The sequence below is a fragment of the Rhodospirillales bacterium genome (assembly GCA_023898765.1).
Classification (GTDB): Bacteria; Pseudomonadota; Alphaproteobacteria; order Micavibrionales; family Micavibrionaceae.
In genome coordinates, this window is sequence record CP060238.1 from 1047351 (window position 1) to 1062868 (window position 15518).

12 protein-coding genes are annotated in these 15518 nt (G+C 55.4%); 3 read left to right on the plus strand and 9 right to left on the minus strand.

Annotation, left to right across the window (positions count from 1 at the left end; all coding sequences use genetic code 11):
- Nucleotides 1-4: 4 nt before the first annotated feature.
- Complete coding sequence (gene pgsA, locus H6853_05080) at nucleotides 5-556, minus strand: CDP-diacylglycerol--glycerol-3-phosphate 3-phosphatidyltransferase (protein ID USO02925.1); 552 nt, start codon at nucleotides 554-556, stop codon at nucleotides 5-7.
- A gap of 55 nt (nucleotides 557-611) precedes the next feature.
- The gene (locus H6853_05085; protein USO02926.1) at nucleotides 612-1313 is read right to left on the minus strand and encodes a response regulator transcription factor; all 702 of its coding nucleotides are present in this window, start codon (nucleotides 1311-1313) and stop codon (nucleotides 612-614) included.
- A 125-nt stretch (nucleotides 1314-1438) separates the two neighbouring features.
- Here H6853_05085 and fliI point away from each other — a divergent pair, with 125 nt between their 5' ends.
- The 3 genes from fliI (at nucleotide 1439) to H6853_05100 (ending at nucleotide 4407) form a co-directional block, all read left to right on the plus strand.
- Entirely contained in the window at nucleotides 1439-2791 is a 1353-nt protein-coding gene (fliI, locus tag H6853_05090; GenBank protein ID USO02927.1) for a flagellar protein export ATPase FliI, read from the plus strand.
- Entirely contained in the window at nucleotides 2781-3203 is a 423-nt protein-coding gene (locus tag H6853_05095; GenBank protein ID USO02928.1) for a flagellar FliJ family protein, read from the plus strand. Before fliI ends, H6853_05095 begins: the two co-directional genes overlap by 11 nt.
- A 163-nt stretch (nucleotides 3204-3366) precedes the next feature.
- A complete protein-coding gene (locus H6853_05100; protein USO02929.1) occupies nucleotides 3367-4407 on the plus strand; it encodes a Cj0069 family protein in 1041 nt (346 codons plus the stop codon).
- Nucleotides 4408-4588: 181 nt separating this feature from the next.
- On the opposite strand, the gene H6853_05105 is transcribed toward H6853_05100, so the two are convergent.
- From H6853_05105 to H6853_05135, 7 genes are all read right to left on the minus strand, one after another.
- Complete coding sequence (locus H6853_05105) at nucleotides 4589-5380, minus strand: hypothetical protein (protein USO02930.1); 792 nt, start codon at nucleotides 5378-5380, stop codon at nucleotides 4589-4591.
- Nucleotides 5381-5648: 268 nt separating this feature from the next.
- A complete protein-coding gene (locus tag H6853_05110) occupies nucleotides 5649-7793 on the minus strand; it encodes a hypothetical protein (protein USO02931.1) in 2145 nt (714 codons plus the stop codon).
- 34 nt (nucleotides 7794-7827) lie between these two features.
- Complete coding sequence (locus H6853_05115) at nucleotides 7828-8664, minus strand: MinD/ParA family protein (protein USO02932.1); 837 nt, start codon at nucleotides 8662-8664, stop codon at nucleotides 7828-7830.
- A gap of 5 nt (nucleotides 8665-8669) precedes the next feature.
- Nucleotides 8670-9644, minus strand: coding sequence for a GTPase (locus H6853_05120; GenBank protein ID USO02933.1), 975 nt, complete (start codon nucleotides 9642-9644; stop codon nucleotides 8670-8672).
- Between the two features lie 400 nt (nucleotides 9645-10044).
- Nucleotides 10045-12447, minus strand: a complete 2403-nt coding sequence (locus H6853_05125) for an inverse autotransporter beta domain-containing protein (protein ID USO02934.1) — start codon at nucleotides 12445-12447, stop codon at nucleotides 10045-10047.
- A gap of 41 nt (nucleotides 12448-12488) precedes the next feature.
- On the minus strand, nucleotides 12489-14612 hold the full coding sequence (flhA, locus tag H6853_05130; protein ID USO02935.1) for a flagellar biosynthesis protein FlhA: 2124 nt from the start codon (nucleotides 14610-14612) through the stop codon (nucleotides 12489-12491).
- A 246-nt stretch (nucleotides 14613-14858) separates the two neighbouring features.
- The gene (locus H6853_05135) at nucleotides 14859-15380 is read right to left on the minus strand and encodes a hypothetical protein (protein ID USO02936.1); all 522 of its coding nucleotides are present in this window, start codon (nucleotides 15378-15380) and stop codon (nucleotides 14859-14861) included.
- Between the last annotated feature and the right edge of the window lie 138 nt (nucleotides 15381-15518).

Here is a 15518-nt window from a genome sequence, read left to right on the forward strand (position 1 = left end):
GGTTTTATTTAATATGCTTTAATCCCGTTTTGAGATAATCCCAGCCGGTGATGAGAGTCAGGATGGAGGCAAGGGCCAGCCCCCACTGCCCGTAGCTGAGCGTATGGGGGAGGATCACATCCCCGTAATCGCCGACGATCAGGAAACCGAGTGTCACCATCTGCACGGTGGTTTTCCATTTGGCGAGTTTTGACACGGGAAGCTGGACGTTCAGGGGGCCGAGATATTCCCGCAGTCCCGCGACCAGAAATTCCCGCATTAAAATCACAATGGCCGGAATGATCCACACGCCCGTCAGGCGGTCAAATCCCACCAGAATCAAAAGGAGGGTCGCCACAAAAATTTTGTCCGATATGGGGTCGAGAAACTTGCCGAAAGAGGATATCTGGTCCATGGAGCGGGCCAGATATCCGTCCAGAAAATCGGTTATGGCCGCGAGGGTATAAATGCCCAGGGCGCTCCATGCTGCCCATGGCGCCGGAATAAAGAAAAAAACCATCAGAACCGGCAGCATTGCAATCCGGGAGAGGGTCAGGATGTTTGGCAGGTTAAACATGCCCTATATTACGCAATATTACGCAACTGTGGAACTCTTTAATCGGAAGTTACACTTATCCGGCGGCTTGTTTTGCATCTTCCTGCGGATTTCTCAGGACATAGCCGCGGCCCCAGACGGTTTCGATGTAATTGTCGCCGTTGGTTGCTTCCTCGATTTTTTTGCGGAGCTTGCAGATGAACACATCGATAATCTTGACTTCGGGTTCGTCCATCCCGCCATAAAGATGATTGAGGAACATTTCTTTCGTAAGCGTCGTTCCCTTGCGCAGCGCCAGCAGTTCCAGAATGCCGTATTCCTTGCCGGTGAGATGCAGCGGCTTGCCGTCGACGTCCACGGTGCGGGTATCCAGATTCAGATTAACCTGCCCGATTTTGATCATGCTCTGGGCGTGCCCCTGGGAGCGGCGGACAATCGCCTGGATACGGGCGATCAGTTCCCGTTTGTCGAAGGGTTTTGTCAGATAGTCATCCGCGCCGAAACCAAGCCCTTTGATTTTGTTGTCCATTTCCGTCAGGCCGGAGAGAATCAGGATCGGCGTTTCAATGTTGGCGGCGCGCAGGCGTTTGAGGACTTCATATCCGTCCATATCCGGCAGCATCAGATCCAGCACGATAATGTCATAGTCATAAAGCTTGCCGATTTCCAGTCCGTCTTCGCCCAGATCTGTCGCGTCTATGACGTATCCTTCGGATTTGAGCATAAGCTCGATGGATTTTGCCGTGGAACTGTCATCTTCAACCAAAAGAACCCGCATGATGTAAATCTCCCAAAAGGTGCGTGTTAAGACTTGTTAACGAAAATATTAACACATTTTCGAAAAGGTTAACAAAAGTAATTAACCCTTTTCCGGATTTTTTGTTTTTGCGCTAGAGTAGGGGCATGGACCGATTAGCCGAAAAAGCGCTGGCCGCGATAGAGCCGATTTCGCCCTACGAGGTTTATGGGCGCGTGACCAAGATTCTGGGGCTTCTTGTTGAAATTACCGGGTTCGGGGAGGATTTGTCGATCGGGTCGATGGTGCATTTGCGCCCCTCTCCCGGGGGGGATATTCCCTGCGAAGTGATCGGGTTTCGGGACGGGCAGGCGCTTTTGATGCCTTTTGGCACGCTGGAGGGGGTCGGGCTGGGATGCCCGTCCGTGATCCAGCAAAGCGAGCCCGTGATTTGCCCCGACGAGCGTTGGCTCGGGCGGGTCATTAACGCGCTCGGACAGCCGATCGACGGGAAAGGCCCGCTCGCGAAGGGCGGACATCCGGTTCCCCTGCGCAACAAGGCCCCGCTTCCCCATTCCAGACAGAGGGTTGGCAAAACGCTTGATCTGGGGGTGCGGGCGGTGAACAGCTTTCTTTCGACCTGCCAGGGTCAGCGCATGGGGATTTTCTCAGGCTCCGGCGTCGGAAAGTCCGTTTTGCTCTCCATGATGGCGCGCTATTGCGCGGCCGACGTCTCTGTCATCGGGCTGGTGGGCGAAAGGGGGCGGGAAGTTCAGGAATTTCTGGAGGACGATCTGGGGCCGGACGGCCTGGCGCGCTCTGTCGTCATTGTGGCCACCGGAGATGAGCCGGCTTTGATGCGCCGTCAGGCCGCCTACATGACTCTGGCGACAGCCGAATATTTTAGGGCGCAGGGAAAACAGGTTCTGTGCCTGATCGATTCCGTCACCCGCTTTGCCATGGCCCAGCGGGAAATCGGTTTGTCTGCCGGAGAGCCGCCGACGTCCAAAGGGTACCCGCCCACGACGTTCGGAGAGCTTTCCCGCCTTTTGGAACGGGCCGGCCCCGGCGCGCAGGGCGAAGGGGCCATTACGGGCCTGTTTTCCGTTCTTGTCGAGGGAGACGACCCCAATGAGCCGATTTCCGATGCGGTGCGCGGGATCGTGGACGGGCACATTGTAATGGAGCGTAAAATCGCCGACCGGGGACGCTATCCGGCGATTAATGTTTTAAAATCCGTCTCACGTTCGATGCCTAAGTGCCTGAGCACAGAGCAAAATATGCTGGTCACAAAAGCGAAGCGGCTGATAAGCCGGTACGAGGATATGGAAGAATTGATACGGCTAGGCGCGTATCGAAAAGGAAGCGACCCGGAAGTGGACGAGGCGATTGCGCGTTACCCTTCTCTCGAAGCTTTTTTGGCGCAGGATAAGGACGACTCGACAACCGTGGAAGAGTCTTTCCGGATGCTCGCGGAATGCCTTGGAATGGTTTACGGGGTACAGGGCGATGGGGAGTGATCTCTCGGCGATTGTCAGGCTCCGGCGTCACAGCGTCGAGGAAAAACAGAAAATGCTGGCGGATTTATATCGGCAGGTGGAAACGTTCGAAGTTCGAAAAAACCAGCTTTTGAAAAGCCTTCAAAAAGAACGGGAAGCGCTTGAAAAAACAGAGGATTTGGCCATGCTGGGTTATTTCGGGACGTTCTCGGAAGCGGTTGAAAGCGACATTGAACGTCTGGAGGAAGAACTGGCGAAGCTTGAGGTGCGGGTACGCATTGCGCAGGATGATATGCGCGAGGCGTTTGCCAATCTCAAACGTGTTGAAATTGTTCAGCGCAACCGCAGGGAAGAAGAAAAAAAAGAGATCGGCGCGCGCGAAACAAAGGAAATGGACGATATCGGCATAGAAGGGTTCCGGCGCAAGGAATAAGGGAAATAAAGGCCGGCGGATCTGACCGTTTTGGGCTGTAGCGGGCGCTGTTTGTTTAACCCGTTTTTAATCGTCTCCTGGTTAAGGTGTTTCAGTATTTAAGTTTTTCTGTGTTTCCTTTTTTTGACAATCCGGGATTAATCCAGTTTTTGAAGGGGGCAGCATGTCTGAGCGTATCGTGTTTTTTGAAGTGAGAGGCGGCAGCGACAAGGAAGCGGACGGACACCGTAAGGATACGATGCCGATGGTTCAGGCCCTGCGCGACCGGGGGTATGAGGCGGAGGCCGTCTTTTATGACGATGATAAATCCGAAGAACTGTTGAACAAACTCTCCGGCAAGATCAATGCCTATGTCAGCCGGGTGAATCCGGGCACGATCTCCGGCGGGGAAGGAAAATATTTCGAATTTCTGAGACGGCTGGAACGCGCGGGCGCCAAGGGCATGCCTGCGCCCGATACGATGGTGAATATGGGATCGAAAGAGGCGCTGACAAAACTGACGGACTCCGTTTTTGTCCCTTCGGATACCGCGATGTATCGCAGCGTCGAGGAGATGAAGGCGGCCTTTCCGGTCAGCCTGTCCCGTAACGAACGTGTGATTAAGCAAAATCGCGGGTCCACAGGGGAAGGGATATGGCATGTCAAAGTGGCAGACGCGCGCGAATTTGAGGCTGGCGCCCCGTTGCCGATGGACACGAAGCTTAAATGCGTCGAAGCCGTGGATAATAAGGCGCACAGCTATACTCTGGGCGAATTTATCGAATTTTGCGACCGGTATTTCGGCGGGGATGACGGCCTTGTCATTGACATGAAGTTTCTTCCGCGGATCAAGGAAGGCGAAATCCGTGTCCTGATGGTGGGACGGCAGCCTGTTTTCGTCGTGCATAAAAAACCGGCCGAAGATGCGGACGCCTTTTCGGCGACGCTGTTTTCCGGCGCGGTCTATACATACGATTCCCCGGACAAATGGCCGGACCTGATGGGCAAATTCAGTCAAGAGCTTCCCATGGTGCAGGAGAAGTTAAACCTGCCCGATTTTCCGCTTCTCTGGACGGCGGATTTTATTCTGGATACGGATGAAAACGGAAACGACACCTATTGCCTGGGCGAGATGAACTGTTCCTGTGTGGGCTTTACCTCGCACCTTGATATCGGCATTCAGGACAATATCGCCGAAGCCGTTATCCGCCGTTTGAAGGCTTAATAAGGCATGCGGACCGGCTCAGAGGCCTGGCCCGTATTTACCGTAATCTGGAATCACTCAGTTCGTTTGCAAAACCGGGGCTTTTTCCTATCCTCTGTTTCCTTGTTTTTCAAAGGGTTAGCTCAGCGCGGCGAGATAGAGAAAACATTTGTTTGTTTTCGTCCATAAGCGGACGTTTGTCCTATTTAATTTGAAACCCCCATGGTTTTTCGTCAGCGTTTCCAATTATATGCACTTCGCAAAAAGGAAGGCCTGCTGCTTCTTGGGATAACTCCTCCTTAATAGCGTTCCAACGCTCTTTTGGAAGAGTGGTTAAATGAGCTTGAATTAACAGATAAAAAATCCCTTCATATTTTTCAGAATCATTTTTTTTCGAAAGACAACAAAGAATACCCGCCTTTGTTGCCTCAAGAGCCTGATCGGTTGTATACATAATTCGATTTTTGGACATATGGCGATCAAAGTCGCTCTGCGGTGCATCGTCTTGTATCCCGATAAAACCGCGCCCGAAACCGGTTTCAATCATCTCTTTCTTTCGATGATATCGTTCACGCCCACGTTCAATAGTTACCTCTATCCCAAAATTATCGTCATTATCATTCAATAACCAACAATCAGGCGTATTGTTATCGAGCGGAAAGCGAATTCGGTCCGCTTTAATATCTTTAAACTGAAGAAAGCGTGATACTGGTGTTATTTCATCTCTAAGTTTTTTCCATGGCCCTTTTCCAAGACGGTAGTTATTTAAATCGTCATTGGAACGGTCTTCTGCGAACAGGGTTTCTAGCCCATTTTGAAACTCAGTTATACCCATTCCATCAGGGGCAGATAGATCAGTATAAAATTCACCTAACATTTTAACATCGAACATCGGATTCTCTTTAACGACCAGATAATCGTCCGCTATGGAGCGGTTCATAAATCTATCATTCAATGACTTGCTTTCAACAGGCAAGAAAAATAGCAGTTCCATGGATTCCCCTAGGATTGGCCCTGCCAATCCGGGGAATGACGGTATGGAAATCCATGGAGGGCCCGAACATCCGCCTTTGCTGCTGCGCAGCTACGGACGGACAAGAGTCGGGTCATGACGGAAGGCTGGTTTTCTGGCCTTTGCAAGAGACAGTATAGGAAATAAATCCTATTTTGTCAAGGGGGGTGGTCTGGATTGCTTCCACCTTCGCCCTATGGGCTTCGGCGGACAGGTCGTCGCAAAAGCTCCTCGCAATGACGGTTTTGTTTTACGCCTCCACCCCGAGGGCTTCTTTTCCTTTCAGGACGCGCACCCAGTATCTGGGATCGCCCTGAAAGGAAAGCTCGCCATAGATGTCCGTGTCGCTGAGGGCTTTGGCGTAGCCTTGCCGCAGGGCCTGTTGCATGGAGGCGCTGAAGGCGTTTTGGGTGCGCACGACCAGATCCAGCCTTTTGCCGCGCAAAAGCCCGTCCAGCTGCACCTCTCCCATCCGGCTCAGAGTCAGGTCAAAGATAAAGCGGGTTTGCCGCTTGTCTGCCGTTTCGCTCCCGTCGCCTGCGTTGCCGCTATCTTGTTTCACATAGAGCGCCATTTTGTGGATTTCGCCCTCCCAGAACAGGGGAAGGGGCGTGGCGCGCCATTCGCTGCTGCTGCCTGTGCCTTCCGCACCCGCGCGGCCCAGGTTTGAAATATCCTGCGACAGGCGGTTTGTCAGCGCGCCTTTGCCGAGCCGCTGGAGAAGATCCGTTTTCCGCTCCCCCATCCAGCTTGTGATGTCTCCCGCCCGCACCGCCGCAATGAAAAAGAGGGCTGCCGGACCCAGCTGCGCAGGGATTGCCGGAGAGGGGAGCATGCGCGCCATTGTCTGGGCCGCTGCCGGACTGGCCTGCAGAAGAGACTGGTAGACCTCTTCGAGAGCCGGCCATTGTCCGCTTTGCAGGAAATTTGAAAGCGAGGGCAAAGCCCCTGTCTGGAGATTTTGCGGAGCGGCGGGCGTCAGGTTTTGCGGCTGGAGCTGGATTTGGCTGCCAAGCTGCAAATTGCCCGCGTTGAATTGCAGCACAAAACTTTGCGGCAGCGGCGCGCCGGGCCATTGCAAGGTCACAAGCGGCAGGTTTTGCGGCGTAAAGCCGGTCACTTGCGCGGTCAGGGTTGCGGGCCGGGCTTGTGTCAAAATGACCTGCGGCAGCTTGAGCGTCGCGGGAACAGGCAGGCGCAAAGCTTCGCCCGGCGGCGTGATTTTATTTAAAATGACGTTCGGCGGTAAAACCTGCGAGAGCTGAACATCCAGTTGCGCGATGCGGACGGACGGCGCGGCCTGAGACGAAAGCAAAGAAGCGGGGGAAGCCGGAAGGGAAAGGGTGCCTGCGCTTCCTGCGCCGGGGAGCGAAAAAGCCTGCGGAGGTATCTGTGTCAGGACGGATGCGGAAGGCGCCGGGAGGGGAGAGCCTGCCGCCTGCGGAACGGCCGGTCCCTGCACATATCCCTGTCCCGATGTCTGTGCGGCAGGCAGGTTCAGGATCCGGGCGATCAGACGGGCCGTGCTTTGCGGCAAAGGGGGCTGCGCGTTTATGATCTCTACGGTTTGCAGGAGCGGGATAGCGGGAGGCTGCAAGGTTTGAACGAGGGGCTCGATCCGGGTATGTTGCCCGATCTGTATCAGGTCTTTTCCGGGCGCGCTTTGTGCGTTCTGCGCGATAAGGCCGGCCAGGAAGGGAATTCTGGTGACCTGCCCCGGAAGGACTTCAAGAGTCCGGGAAAATTGCTGAACAATCTGGTCGGCCTGCACGGGCGGGACCGGTAAAAGCCGGACAACCGTTTCGCTTTCAAGCGGCGCGCGGGGCAGATTGGAAGATGGCGCGGGGGCGGTGTTTTGCTGTAGCGGAAGAGGCTGCGGCGCGGGCGGCGCCTGTCCTCCTGACGGGCGCGGTGCGGCGGGAGAGGGAGCGGGCGGAACCGTTTGTGCCTGTGTTTGCGCCTGTGTTTGTGTCGTTGCCGGAGCAGGGACCTGCGCGCGGGCCGTCTGTGGAAGCGGCCTTCCTTCCTGTGGCTGCGGGCGGGTGTTTTGCGGTTGCGGCTGCGGCTGCGCTTTCGTTTTTGCTTCCGGTGCCTGACGCACAACGGCTTGCCGCGGCGGGCGGCCCGCAGGAAGATCTATTTCAACTTTCTGACCGGGTTGCGGCGGGTTTCTTTCGCGCAGTTTGACATCAATGTCGCCTTCCGGGGTCCGGATTCTGGTGCTGCCGTCCTGATTGGTCCGGACGACTTCCCCTTCCAGCCTTCGCGCGCGGGCGATATTTTCCAGCGCGTCGGGCAGGCGGACGATGCGGGCGGATTGCTCTCCTTTTCCGCCTGGCTGAAGATCGAGACGTCCGCTTTGCGGCGCCCTTGTTAAATCGGACCCGTCGTTCATGGAGGATAGTTTAGCATTAAGGGTATGAAACCTTCTACCCTGCAGCCTGCGCTTTTTTAGCTATTGCCAGGTCTTTCATCACGATTTTGACCAGCCTTTGAACATCCATTGCCGCTTCCGTGTTCGGCGAGCGCGTCAAAAGGGAGGTTTGATGACGAATGGCGTCCTTAACCCGCGGGTCATGGCGCACCATGCCGATGAGGGGCGGGCGGATGCGCAGGAAATTTTCGCAGGCTTTGAGCAGGGTCTTGTAGGTTTTTTCACCTTCGACCGCGCTGGAAGCCTGGTTGATGACCACGCCGACATTCTTGGACATGCCCGCCGCGCTGCCGAGTTTAATAAACGCATAAGCGTCGGTTAAAGAGGTGGGTTCGTCTGTGGTAACGAGAAGCGTCCGGCCCGCAGAGGCGGAAAGCATCCGCACCGTCCGGTCTATGCCGGCCCCAAGATCCAGAATGACGGCATCATACAGGTCCGCAACTTCGATAAGCTGGTCGCGCAAAAGCGTCAAACGCTGGCTGGGCAGGGCGGACAAGGCGGCCTGACCGGAGCGTCCGGCGATGATATCGAACCCGCCTTCCTCAAAGGGCTGGATGATTTTGTCCAGCCCCATCCGTCCGCGTATCACATCGTTGAGATCGCGCTTGGGCATCATGCCAAGCTGGACATCGACATTGGCGAGCCCCAGGTCACCGTCAAAAAGCAGGACTTTTTTTCCTTCCATGGCCAGCCCGTGGGCGAGCGTGATGGAAAACCACGTCTTGCCGACGCCGCCTTTTCCGCTGGCGACGGCAATAAGCTTCTCGCCCCGCCGGGACGTTCCCGCAGCGGAGGGGGGCAGTTCTTTTTCTCTGGAGGCCGTATCGGGCATGCGGTCTATCCTGCTTTCCTTATTTTGTGTAGTTTGGCGTCTTCCGCGCGCGGCATCAAGAGCTGAGTGAGACGTTTTGCACTTAAAGGCGCCAGTCCGTCCGCGACCTTTGCCGTATCGCTGATATCCGCAAAGCTCAGGCCGCCCTGATGGGCCGCGGACAAAAGGCCGCCGAGCCGCCGCGCGACATCCACGCGTGTGGGCAGCAGGGACCTAGCGCCGATGGTTGAAAAAATGCGGGCGATGTCTCCCGATTCATCGGCATCCGCGCCGGCGGGAAGAATGAGAACCGGCTCGATATTTCCGCACCCGATAAAGCGGGCCGCCATCTTGACGGAGTCCGGATCGAACGGGTTGGTGCCGGCGGTGTCGATAATGACCTGGTCGGCTTCCCTTGTTTCCAAAAGACAGGCTTTCAATTCGTTTGGCGTGGAGGCTTTTTTGAGGTCGATATTCATCAGGCGGGTAAAAGCCTGCAACTGTTCCACGCCGCCTGCGCGCACGGTATCGGTTGTAATAACGGCGGTGTTGAGTCCTCCCATGGCAGACCGGGCGGCCAGCTTTGCAGCAGCCAGCGTCTTGCCGGCCCCCGGCGGGCCCACAAGCATAAAAGCCTGATCCGAAGGGGTGTCGGGAAGGGGAGAAAATTTGAACAGGCTTTCGATCGTGGAAATCATCGCCGCCCGTGGATCGTCCAACCCAAGGACACTCGCACAGGAAACAACCTGATCCAGAACATCTTCCGGCACCGCATGGCGGAGCATGGTTTCCGTGATTTCCTCTATGACCATGGATTCATCATCGTCGTCCGCATACATCCAGTCACGTGAAATTGCGTCGGATGTCGGTTCCTGAGGGTCGAACCTTTCTTCCACAGCCGCCGTAAGACGTACCGTGCGCCCGCCATTTTCCTCGCGCGTGGAGACGATAATGGCGTCCTCGCCGAGTTCATCCCGAACCATTTTCATCGCGTCTGTCATAGTATTTGCTGTGAACGACTTGAGCCGCATGGGAGTAAGTTAACCGATTCAATAAGTGAGTATACGTGCTTCTGATTCTCCAGACTAGAGCATTATGACATAGAATGCAGCAAGATGTTTATAAAACGGCCCTTTTTGCCCTTCCTTCATTCCGGCCCTCATGCGGGGATCCGGCCGGCCCGTTCTTCCGGACCCCCGCATAAAGCGGGGGTGACATTAGGGGGCGGCCCTTTTCCTTTTTGTCACGCTGATTTTCTTTTTGTCATTCTGAGCGAAGCGAAGAATCTCACCCCTTCCGTCATTGCGAGCGACCATCGGGAGCGCGGCAATCCAGAATCCTGAAATTTCTGTTGTTTTTCTGGATTGCTTCGTCGCCCTCTCCCAAGGGGAGAGGATTTTTTTAAGGGGCCGCCGTGAGGAAGCCGGAGGTGTCCACCGCGCTGGAGGTGTCCATCCGGTACAGTTCGGAAATTTCGGAAGGCAAGAGAGCGCGGTTGTAGATGCGCGTATCGTCGATCTGGCCATCAAAAGGATGATAAATAATATTCCCTGCCGTATTCAAGGCACCTATCGCAAAGTTATATGGAGAGGTTATGTTTCCAATAGTGTTTTCAACAGTGCTTGAATTATAGCTGTTGTCTACAGTGACCCGTATTTCATTCCCTCTATCAAAAACAGCTGAAACAAAATGCCAAGTCCCATCATTTCTTCCTGCGCTGCTCGTATGGGTGGCAAAATTTGTACCATCTGCAATGCTCACATTGAATGCTCCATTCGGTAGGCTTAGGCGATAACCTTCCTGTGAACTAAAACCGGTACCTTTCGTGTAAACAATACCGTTAGAGTTATCGTTAAAATTTACGACGGTGGTCTGAGCATTTGAAACAATTGTAAAACTATTCAGTCCCATACTTAGAATATTTCCCATTGATACAGCATCGTCTATTCCGTCAAATTCTAGGGCTTCTCTATTTACGCCTACGACTTGATCTGTTAGAGAAAGACCATTTATAGGCGTGCCATCATTCCCATTCCCGCTTCTGTCATAAGCGGTGGTGTTGGTGGTCCATTCCGTATCAAACGTCCAGTGGCCGACAAGGCCGTCATTTATGGGTGCGCCGTAATAGATTTGCGGGGCGATGCCCACGGACGGATCGTCCGTATCCGGGCCGGAAGCCTGACCCCACCAGTTGTTTTGGGCCATCAGCGTGCCGCCATCAAGCTCGACCGCGAGGTCTTCGAGCGTGTTGCCCGCCAGCACATTCCCGCCCGTGGAGCCCAAAGCGCCGCCGCCCAGATCGGCCGTGAAGGTGCCCGCCGTGTCATCGTAAATCGCCACGCCGTGCTGCGTATTCGTACTCGTCACCGCGCCCTGCACCTTGGCGCTGACACTCCCGCCATTAGTCCCGTGCACATAAATCCCGAAGCGGTTATTGAGCGCGCTCACATTTTGAATGCTGACTCCGATAGCGCTCGCCGCCGCGCCGTCGGCCTCCACCACAATGCCGTCCCGCGTTGCCCCGTCCACCGTAATCCCCGCCACCGTCACATCATTGGCCGTGATGCGCACCCCGTCGCTCAAGGCATTTACGTTGGTAATTTTGGGCGCGGATGTTGCCGCCGCAATCAGGATCGAGGTGGGTGAAATGCCGTTCGCCGTTCTAAAACGCCCGCTGTCATAAAGAAAATTCGCGCCCGATCCGATGAGCTGCTGGCCCGTCTTGTCCAGCACAATGCCCTGATCCTGATTGGTGGTCGTGCCGTCGCCCGCCTTCACATAGATAATGGTCTGCGCTGACGCCGCCGCCTGCGCATCGGCTAGCGTATTGAACGGGTTTTCCGCGCTGCCGTCCCCGCCACCCGCGGCGGTGTTGTCAACGTGCAGCACTTCCTGCGCCGCGCCGGTTGAGGCATTGATCACCGGCACACGCGCGCCCGTGTCCGTCACCTGCGCCCCCGTTACAATGTCGATATCGCGCTCCGGACTTTCATCCAGACGCGCCCGCAGGCCCTCTTTGCGGAAGCTCTTTTTCTGGCCGAAAGGGAAACGGATCGTGGCCTCCAAAAACCCTTGAGAGCCGCGCGCCGCGTCCCGCTGGAACCGCGCCCCGACCTGAATGTCGGGGGTGATGTCGGCAGCAAAACGCGCCCGCCAGCCCGTGACATTTTCTGTGTGGTCCCCGTCAAAATGATAGCCGCCCCCGTAAAGGCGCACACTGTCCGTAAAGCCTTCCAGATAAGGCACCCGCCAGCCCAGCTCCAGATCCAGCCCGTATTGCGGCTCTTCCAGAAGCCGGCCGTTCGTGTCCACAAAAATGCCCGTTCCCGCCAGCGCAGGTCCTTGCGGATTCACCGTGGGCACCGTGTATTCCTTCTTGCCCGAAAGCGGCAGATAGCCGTTCGCGCGCAGGTCGAACGCCTCGCCGAGGAGCTCCGCCCCGCCCGTGATCTGGTGGAACATGGAGCCCCGATCCGTCAGCCGCCGGTCGAACCATAAATGCCCGCCCGCAAGGGCCTTGCCGCCGGGTAGAATCCGGCGGTAGCCCAGCCCGATATTGCCCTCACGGTTATCGCGGTCGTCGCCCATCAGGCGCAGATCGCCGTACAGGACGGAATCTTGCGCTTGTGCAATAGGCACCCAGAACTCGCTCATCAGGATGGAGCGCTCCGAGCCCAGCCGCCAGTTCATCTCCCCCCGCGCCTGCAGCGGCGCCTCCTGCGCCAAAGCCGGAAGGGACGGAAGGACCGCCAAGGCACTCAGAGCAGAACAGGCCAGAGCATATATAAAGGGTCTATACATCATATGCACTACAACAATAAATCAATTTGATCAAAATGATAAGGTTAAATTTGGCCCAGTGTTTTGATTTTTGCCTTGGGATGGATTTCATTTTGGGACATCACAATGGTTTGCGGACGGAAGCGTTCAATCACGGAGCGCACGTAAGGCCGGATGGCCGGAGAGGTCAGCAGGACAGGCGTTTCGCCTTCCTGCGCAAATCCGTCATAAGCTTCGCGCACGGCGGTAATGAGTTCCTGGAGCTGGGTCGGGGCCATGGCAAGCTGTCGTTCTTCGCCGCTTCCTACCAGCGCGTCGCTAAAAGCCTGTTCCCACTCCGGCGACAGGGTCAGCAGCGGAACAAAGCCGTTTACATTGGTGTTCTGGTTGCAGATCTGGCGCGCCAGCCGCGTGCGGATATGTTCGGTGATAAAGGCCACATTTTTGGTATAAGCCGCCGCCTCGGCAATGCCTTCGAGGATGGTGGGCAGGTCGCGGACAGATACGCGTTCGGCCACGAGGTTCTGGAGAATGCGCTGCAAGCCCCCCACGGAAATTTGCGCCGGAATAATATCCCCGACCAGTTTCTGGTATTCGGGCGGCAATTCGTCCAGCAGCTTTTGCGTTTCGGCATAAGAGAGAAGGTCTGCCATATTGTCTTTGACGATCTCCGTAATATGGGTGGTGATGACAGTGGGGGCATCCACAACAGTGTAGCCTTTGAAATTGGCTTCTTCCCGGTATTGCTCGTCAATCCACATGGCCGGGAGGCCGAAGGTCGGCTCCATCGTGCTTTCGCCGGGCAGGGTGATGGGCGCGCCGACCGGGTCCATGCACATCAGCATGCCGGGACGGATTTCGCCGCGCCCGGCTTCTATTTCCTTGATCCTGACCACGTAGGTATTGGCGGGAAGCTGCAGGTTGTCCTGAATACGCACCGCCGGGAGCACATATCCCATATCTTCGGCCAGCTGGCGGCGCAGGCCCTTGACCTGGTCCGTGACCTTGTTTCCGCCTTCGCCCTGTACAAGGGGCAGCAGGCCGTAGCCCATTTCCAGCCGGATAATATCGATGGCCAGCGCTTTGGAGATGGGTTCCTCCGCCGCTTTGGCGCCGGCGGCCCTTGTTCCTTCGATTTGGGCGGCTTCTTCCCTTTGTTCCTCTATTTCCACCCTTTTACGGGAGATATAGGCAAAGCCGCCAAAAATGGAGGCCATAAGCGCAAAGGGAAAGAACGGAACCCCCGGGATAAGCGCCATAACCATCATCAAGGCGGCGGTGAAGATCATCGCTTTGGGGTGGCGGCTGAACTGGTCCAGAAGCGCTTCGTCCGTGCTTCCCTCTACACCGGCTCTGGAGACAAGAAGACCGGCGCTGACGGACACGATCAGGGCGGGGATCTGGCTGACCAGCCCGTCCCCGATGGTCAGGACGGTGTAGGTCGCGGCAGCATCGGCAAGGCTTAAGCCCTGCTGGGCCGTTCCGATCACAATGCCGCCGATAATGTTGACGAAGACGACCAGCAGGCCCGCAATGGCATCCCCGCGCACGAATTTCGCCGCGCCGTCCATCGCGCCGAAGAAATTGCTTTCGGATTCAAGGATCTTCCGGCGCTGTTTGGCTTCTTCTTCGGTAATCAGGCCGGAGGACAGGTCGGCATCGACGGCCATCTGTTTTCCGGGCATGGCATCCAGCGTAAAGCGCGCGGCAACCTCGGCGATCCGGCCCGATCCTTTCGTGATAACGACAAAATTAACAATCACGAGAATGGCAAAGACGATGCCACCGACCACATAGCTGCCCTGAATAACCAGACCGCCAAACGCCTCGATGACCTGTCCGGCGGCGTCTTTTCCGGTGTGGCCCTCCCCGAGGATCAGCCGGGTAGAGGCCACGTTCAGCCCCAGCCGCATCGCGGTGGTAATAAGCAGGACAGTCGGGAAGGTTGAAAATTCCAGCGGCTTTTTGATCGAAAGCACCAGCATCAGGATAAAAACGGAAAACAGGATCGACAGGGTTAATCCCAGGTCCAGCGCCCATGTGGGGATCGGGATCAGCATAAAGGTCAGGATGGCGACAATTCCGGCCGCCAGCAGGATATCCGTGCGGAAAAAACCGCCGGAGGCCGCGCTGCCTGCGGCTCTTGCAGAGGCAGGAGCGGAGAGGGTCAAGTTCGAATTTTCTGCCATAGGATTTTTAAAAGAAACGTTTGAAGGACGGGTTGAATCAACAGGTTTTTACGACAATTTCAACGTTCATTCTACTGTGCATCGGGGGGGTTTGTAAATGACGGGGGTTTTCGTTTGTAGTCTTCTGTAGTTTATTATGAAAAAATAAATTCTCTTTAGAAGGAAATATAAAGTTACAGATGCGCCGCAAACGGATTTTTTCGTCCGTTTCGACGCACATTTAATCCTTAACGGCCTGTACGTGTTTTACCAGTTGGGTTTGAGGGTTTCTGTGGGGGTGGGGACCGCGTTATCCTTTCCAAGGCCGCAATCGTTTTGCTTGTGAAAGTTGATATCTCCATCAGGAACAGTATTTACCTGCATTTCGACGCTTTCCTTTAACCAGTTTATAGATTCCTGGTCATTAAGAAGGGCGTCTATTTCAGCCATACGTCCTTCTGAGAAGGTCAAAACAGGATTGTGAGAGGTGAGGTCTCTATCGCTCATATCTCTTGATACGGTGCCTTGTCCAAAAAATTCAGCGCCGCCATCTCCCCGGTATTCTGCCGGGGATATTTCGTTTTTATAAACGTCAAAAGAAGCACCGATTGCGTTTTGCTCAAGAACGCCGGTCTCGATGACGAAGGTTTTGTCGTGCTCCGGGCCTGTTTCGGAAACATTTGCGTCAACGCCGACTTCGCACAGAAGTTTTTCTATCTTTTGCGCGCCTGTTAATTCAGCATTTGTTCCTTCGTCCGGCATGCCTGTGACGGGATCGTCCATCGTCATCTCTCCATACTACAAACTACAATCCGCAAATAATATTATGAAATATACTAACATTTTATGAAGCTTTGCTTCAAAAAGCCGCCTTTTCCGGCGTTAAGGGGGTCGGTTTTCCTCAGAATAAAACCCTATGGATATCAG

Coding starts and splice junctions, on each gene's coding strand:
- H6853_05100 (USO02929.1), top strand. CDS start 3,367: ATGTCTGAGCGTATCGTGTTTTTTGAAGTGAGAGGCGGCAGCGACAAG.
- flhA (USO02935.1), bottom strand. CDS start 14,612: ATGGCAGAAAATTCGAACTTGACCCTCTCCGCTCCTGCCTCTGCAAGA.
- fliI (USO02927.1), top strand. CDS start 1,439: ATGGACCGATTAGCCGAAAAAGCGCTGGCCGCGATAGAGCCGATTTCG.
- H6853_05120 (USO02933.1), bottom strand. CDS start 9,644: ATGACAGACGCGATGAAAATGGTTCGGGATGAACTCGGCGAGGACGCC.
- H6853_05105 (USO02930.1), bottom strand. CDS start 5,380: ATGGAACTGCTATTTTTCTTGCCTGTTGAAAGCAAGTCATTGAATGAT.
- H6853_05125 (USO02934.1), bottom strand. CDS start 12,447: ATGATGTATAGACCCTTTATATATGCTCTGGCCTGTTCTGCTCTGAGT.
- H6853_05115 (USO02932.1), bottom strand. CDS start 8,664: ATGCCCGATACGGCCTCCAGAGAAAAAGAACTGCCCCCCTCCGCTGCG.
- H6853_05095 (USO02928.1), top strand. CDS start 2,781: ATGGGGAGTGATCTCTCGGCGATTGTCAGGCTCCGGCGTCACAGCGTC.
- H6853_05135 (USO02936.1), bottom strand. CDS start 15,380: ATGACGATGGACGATCCCGTCACAGGCATGCCGGACGAAGGAACAAAT.
- pgsA (USO02925.1), bottom strand. CDS start 556: ATGTTTAACCTGCCAAACATCCTGACCCTCTCCCGGATTGCAATGCTG.
- H6853_05110 (USO02931.1), bottom strand. CDS start 7,793: ATGAACGACGGGTCCGATTTAACAAGGGCGCCGCAAAGCGGACGTCTC.
- H6853_05085 (USO02926.1), bottom strand. CDS start 1,313: ATGCGGGTTCTTTTGGTTGAAGATGACAGTTCCACGGCAAAATCCATC.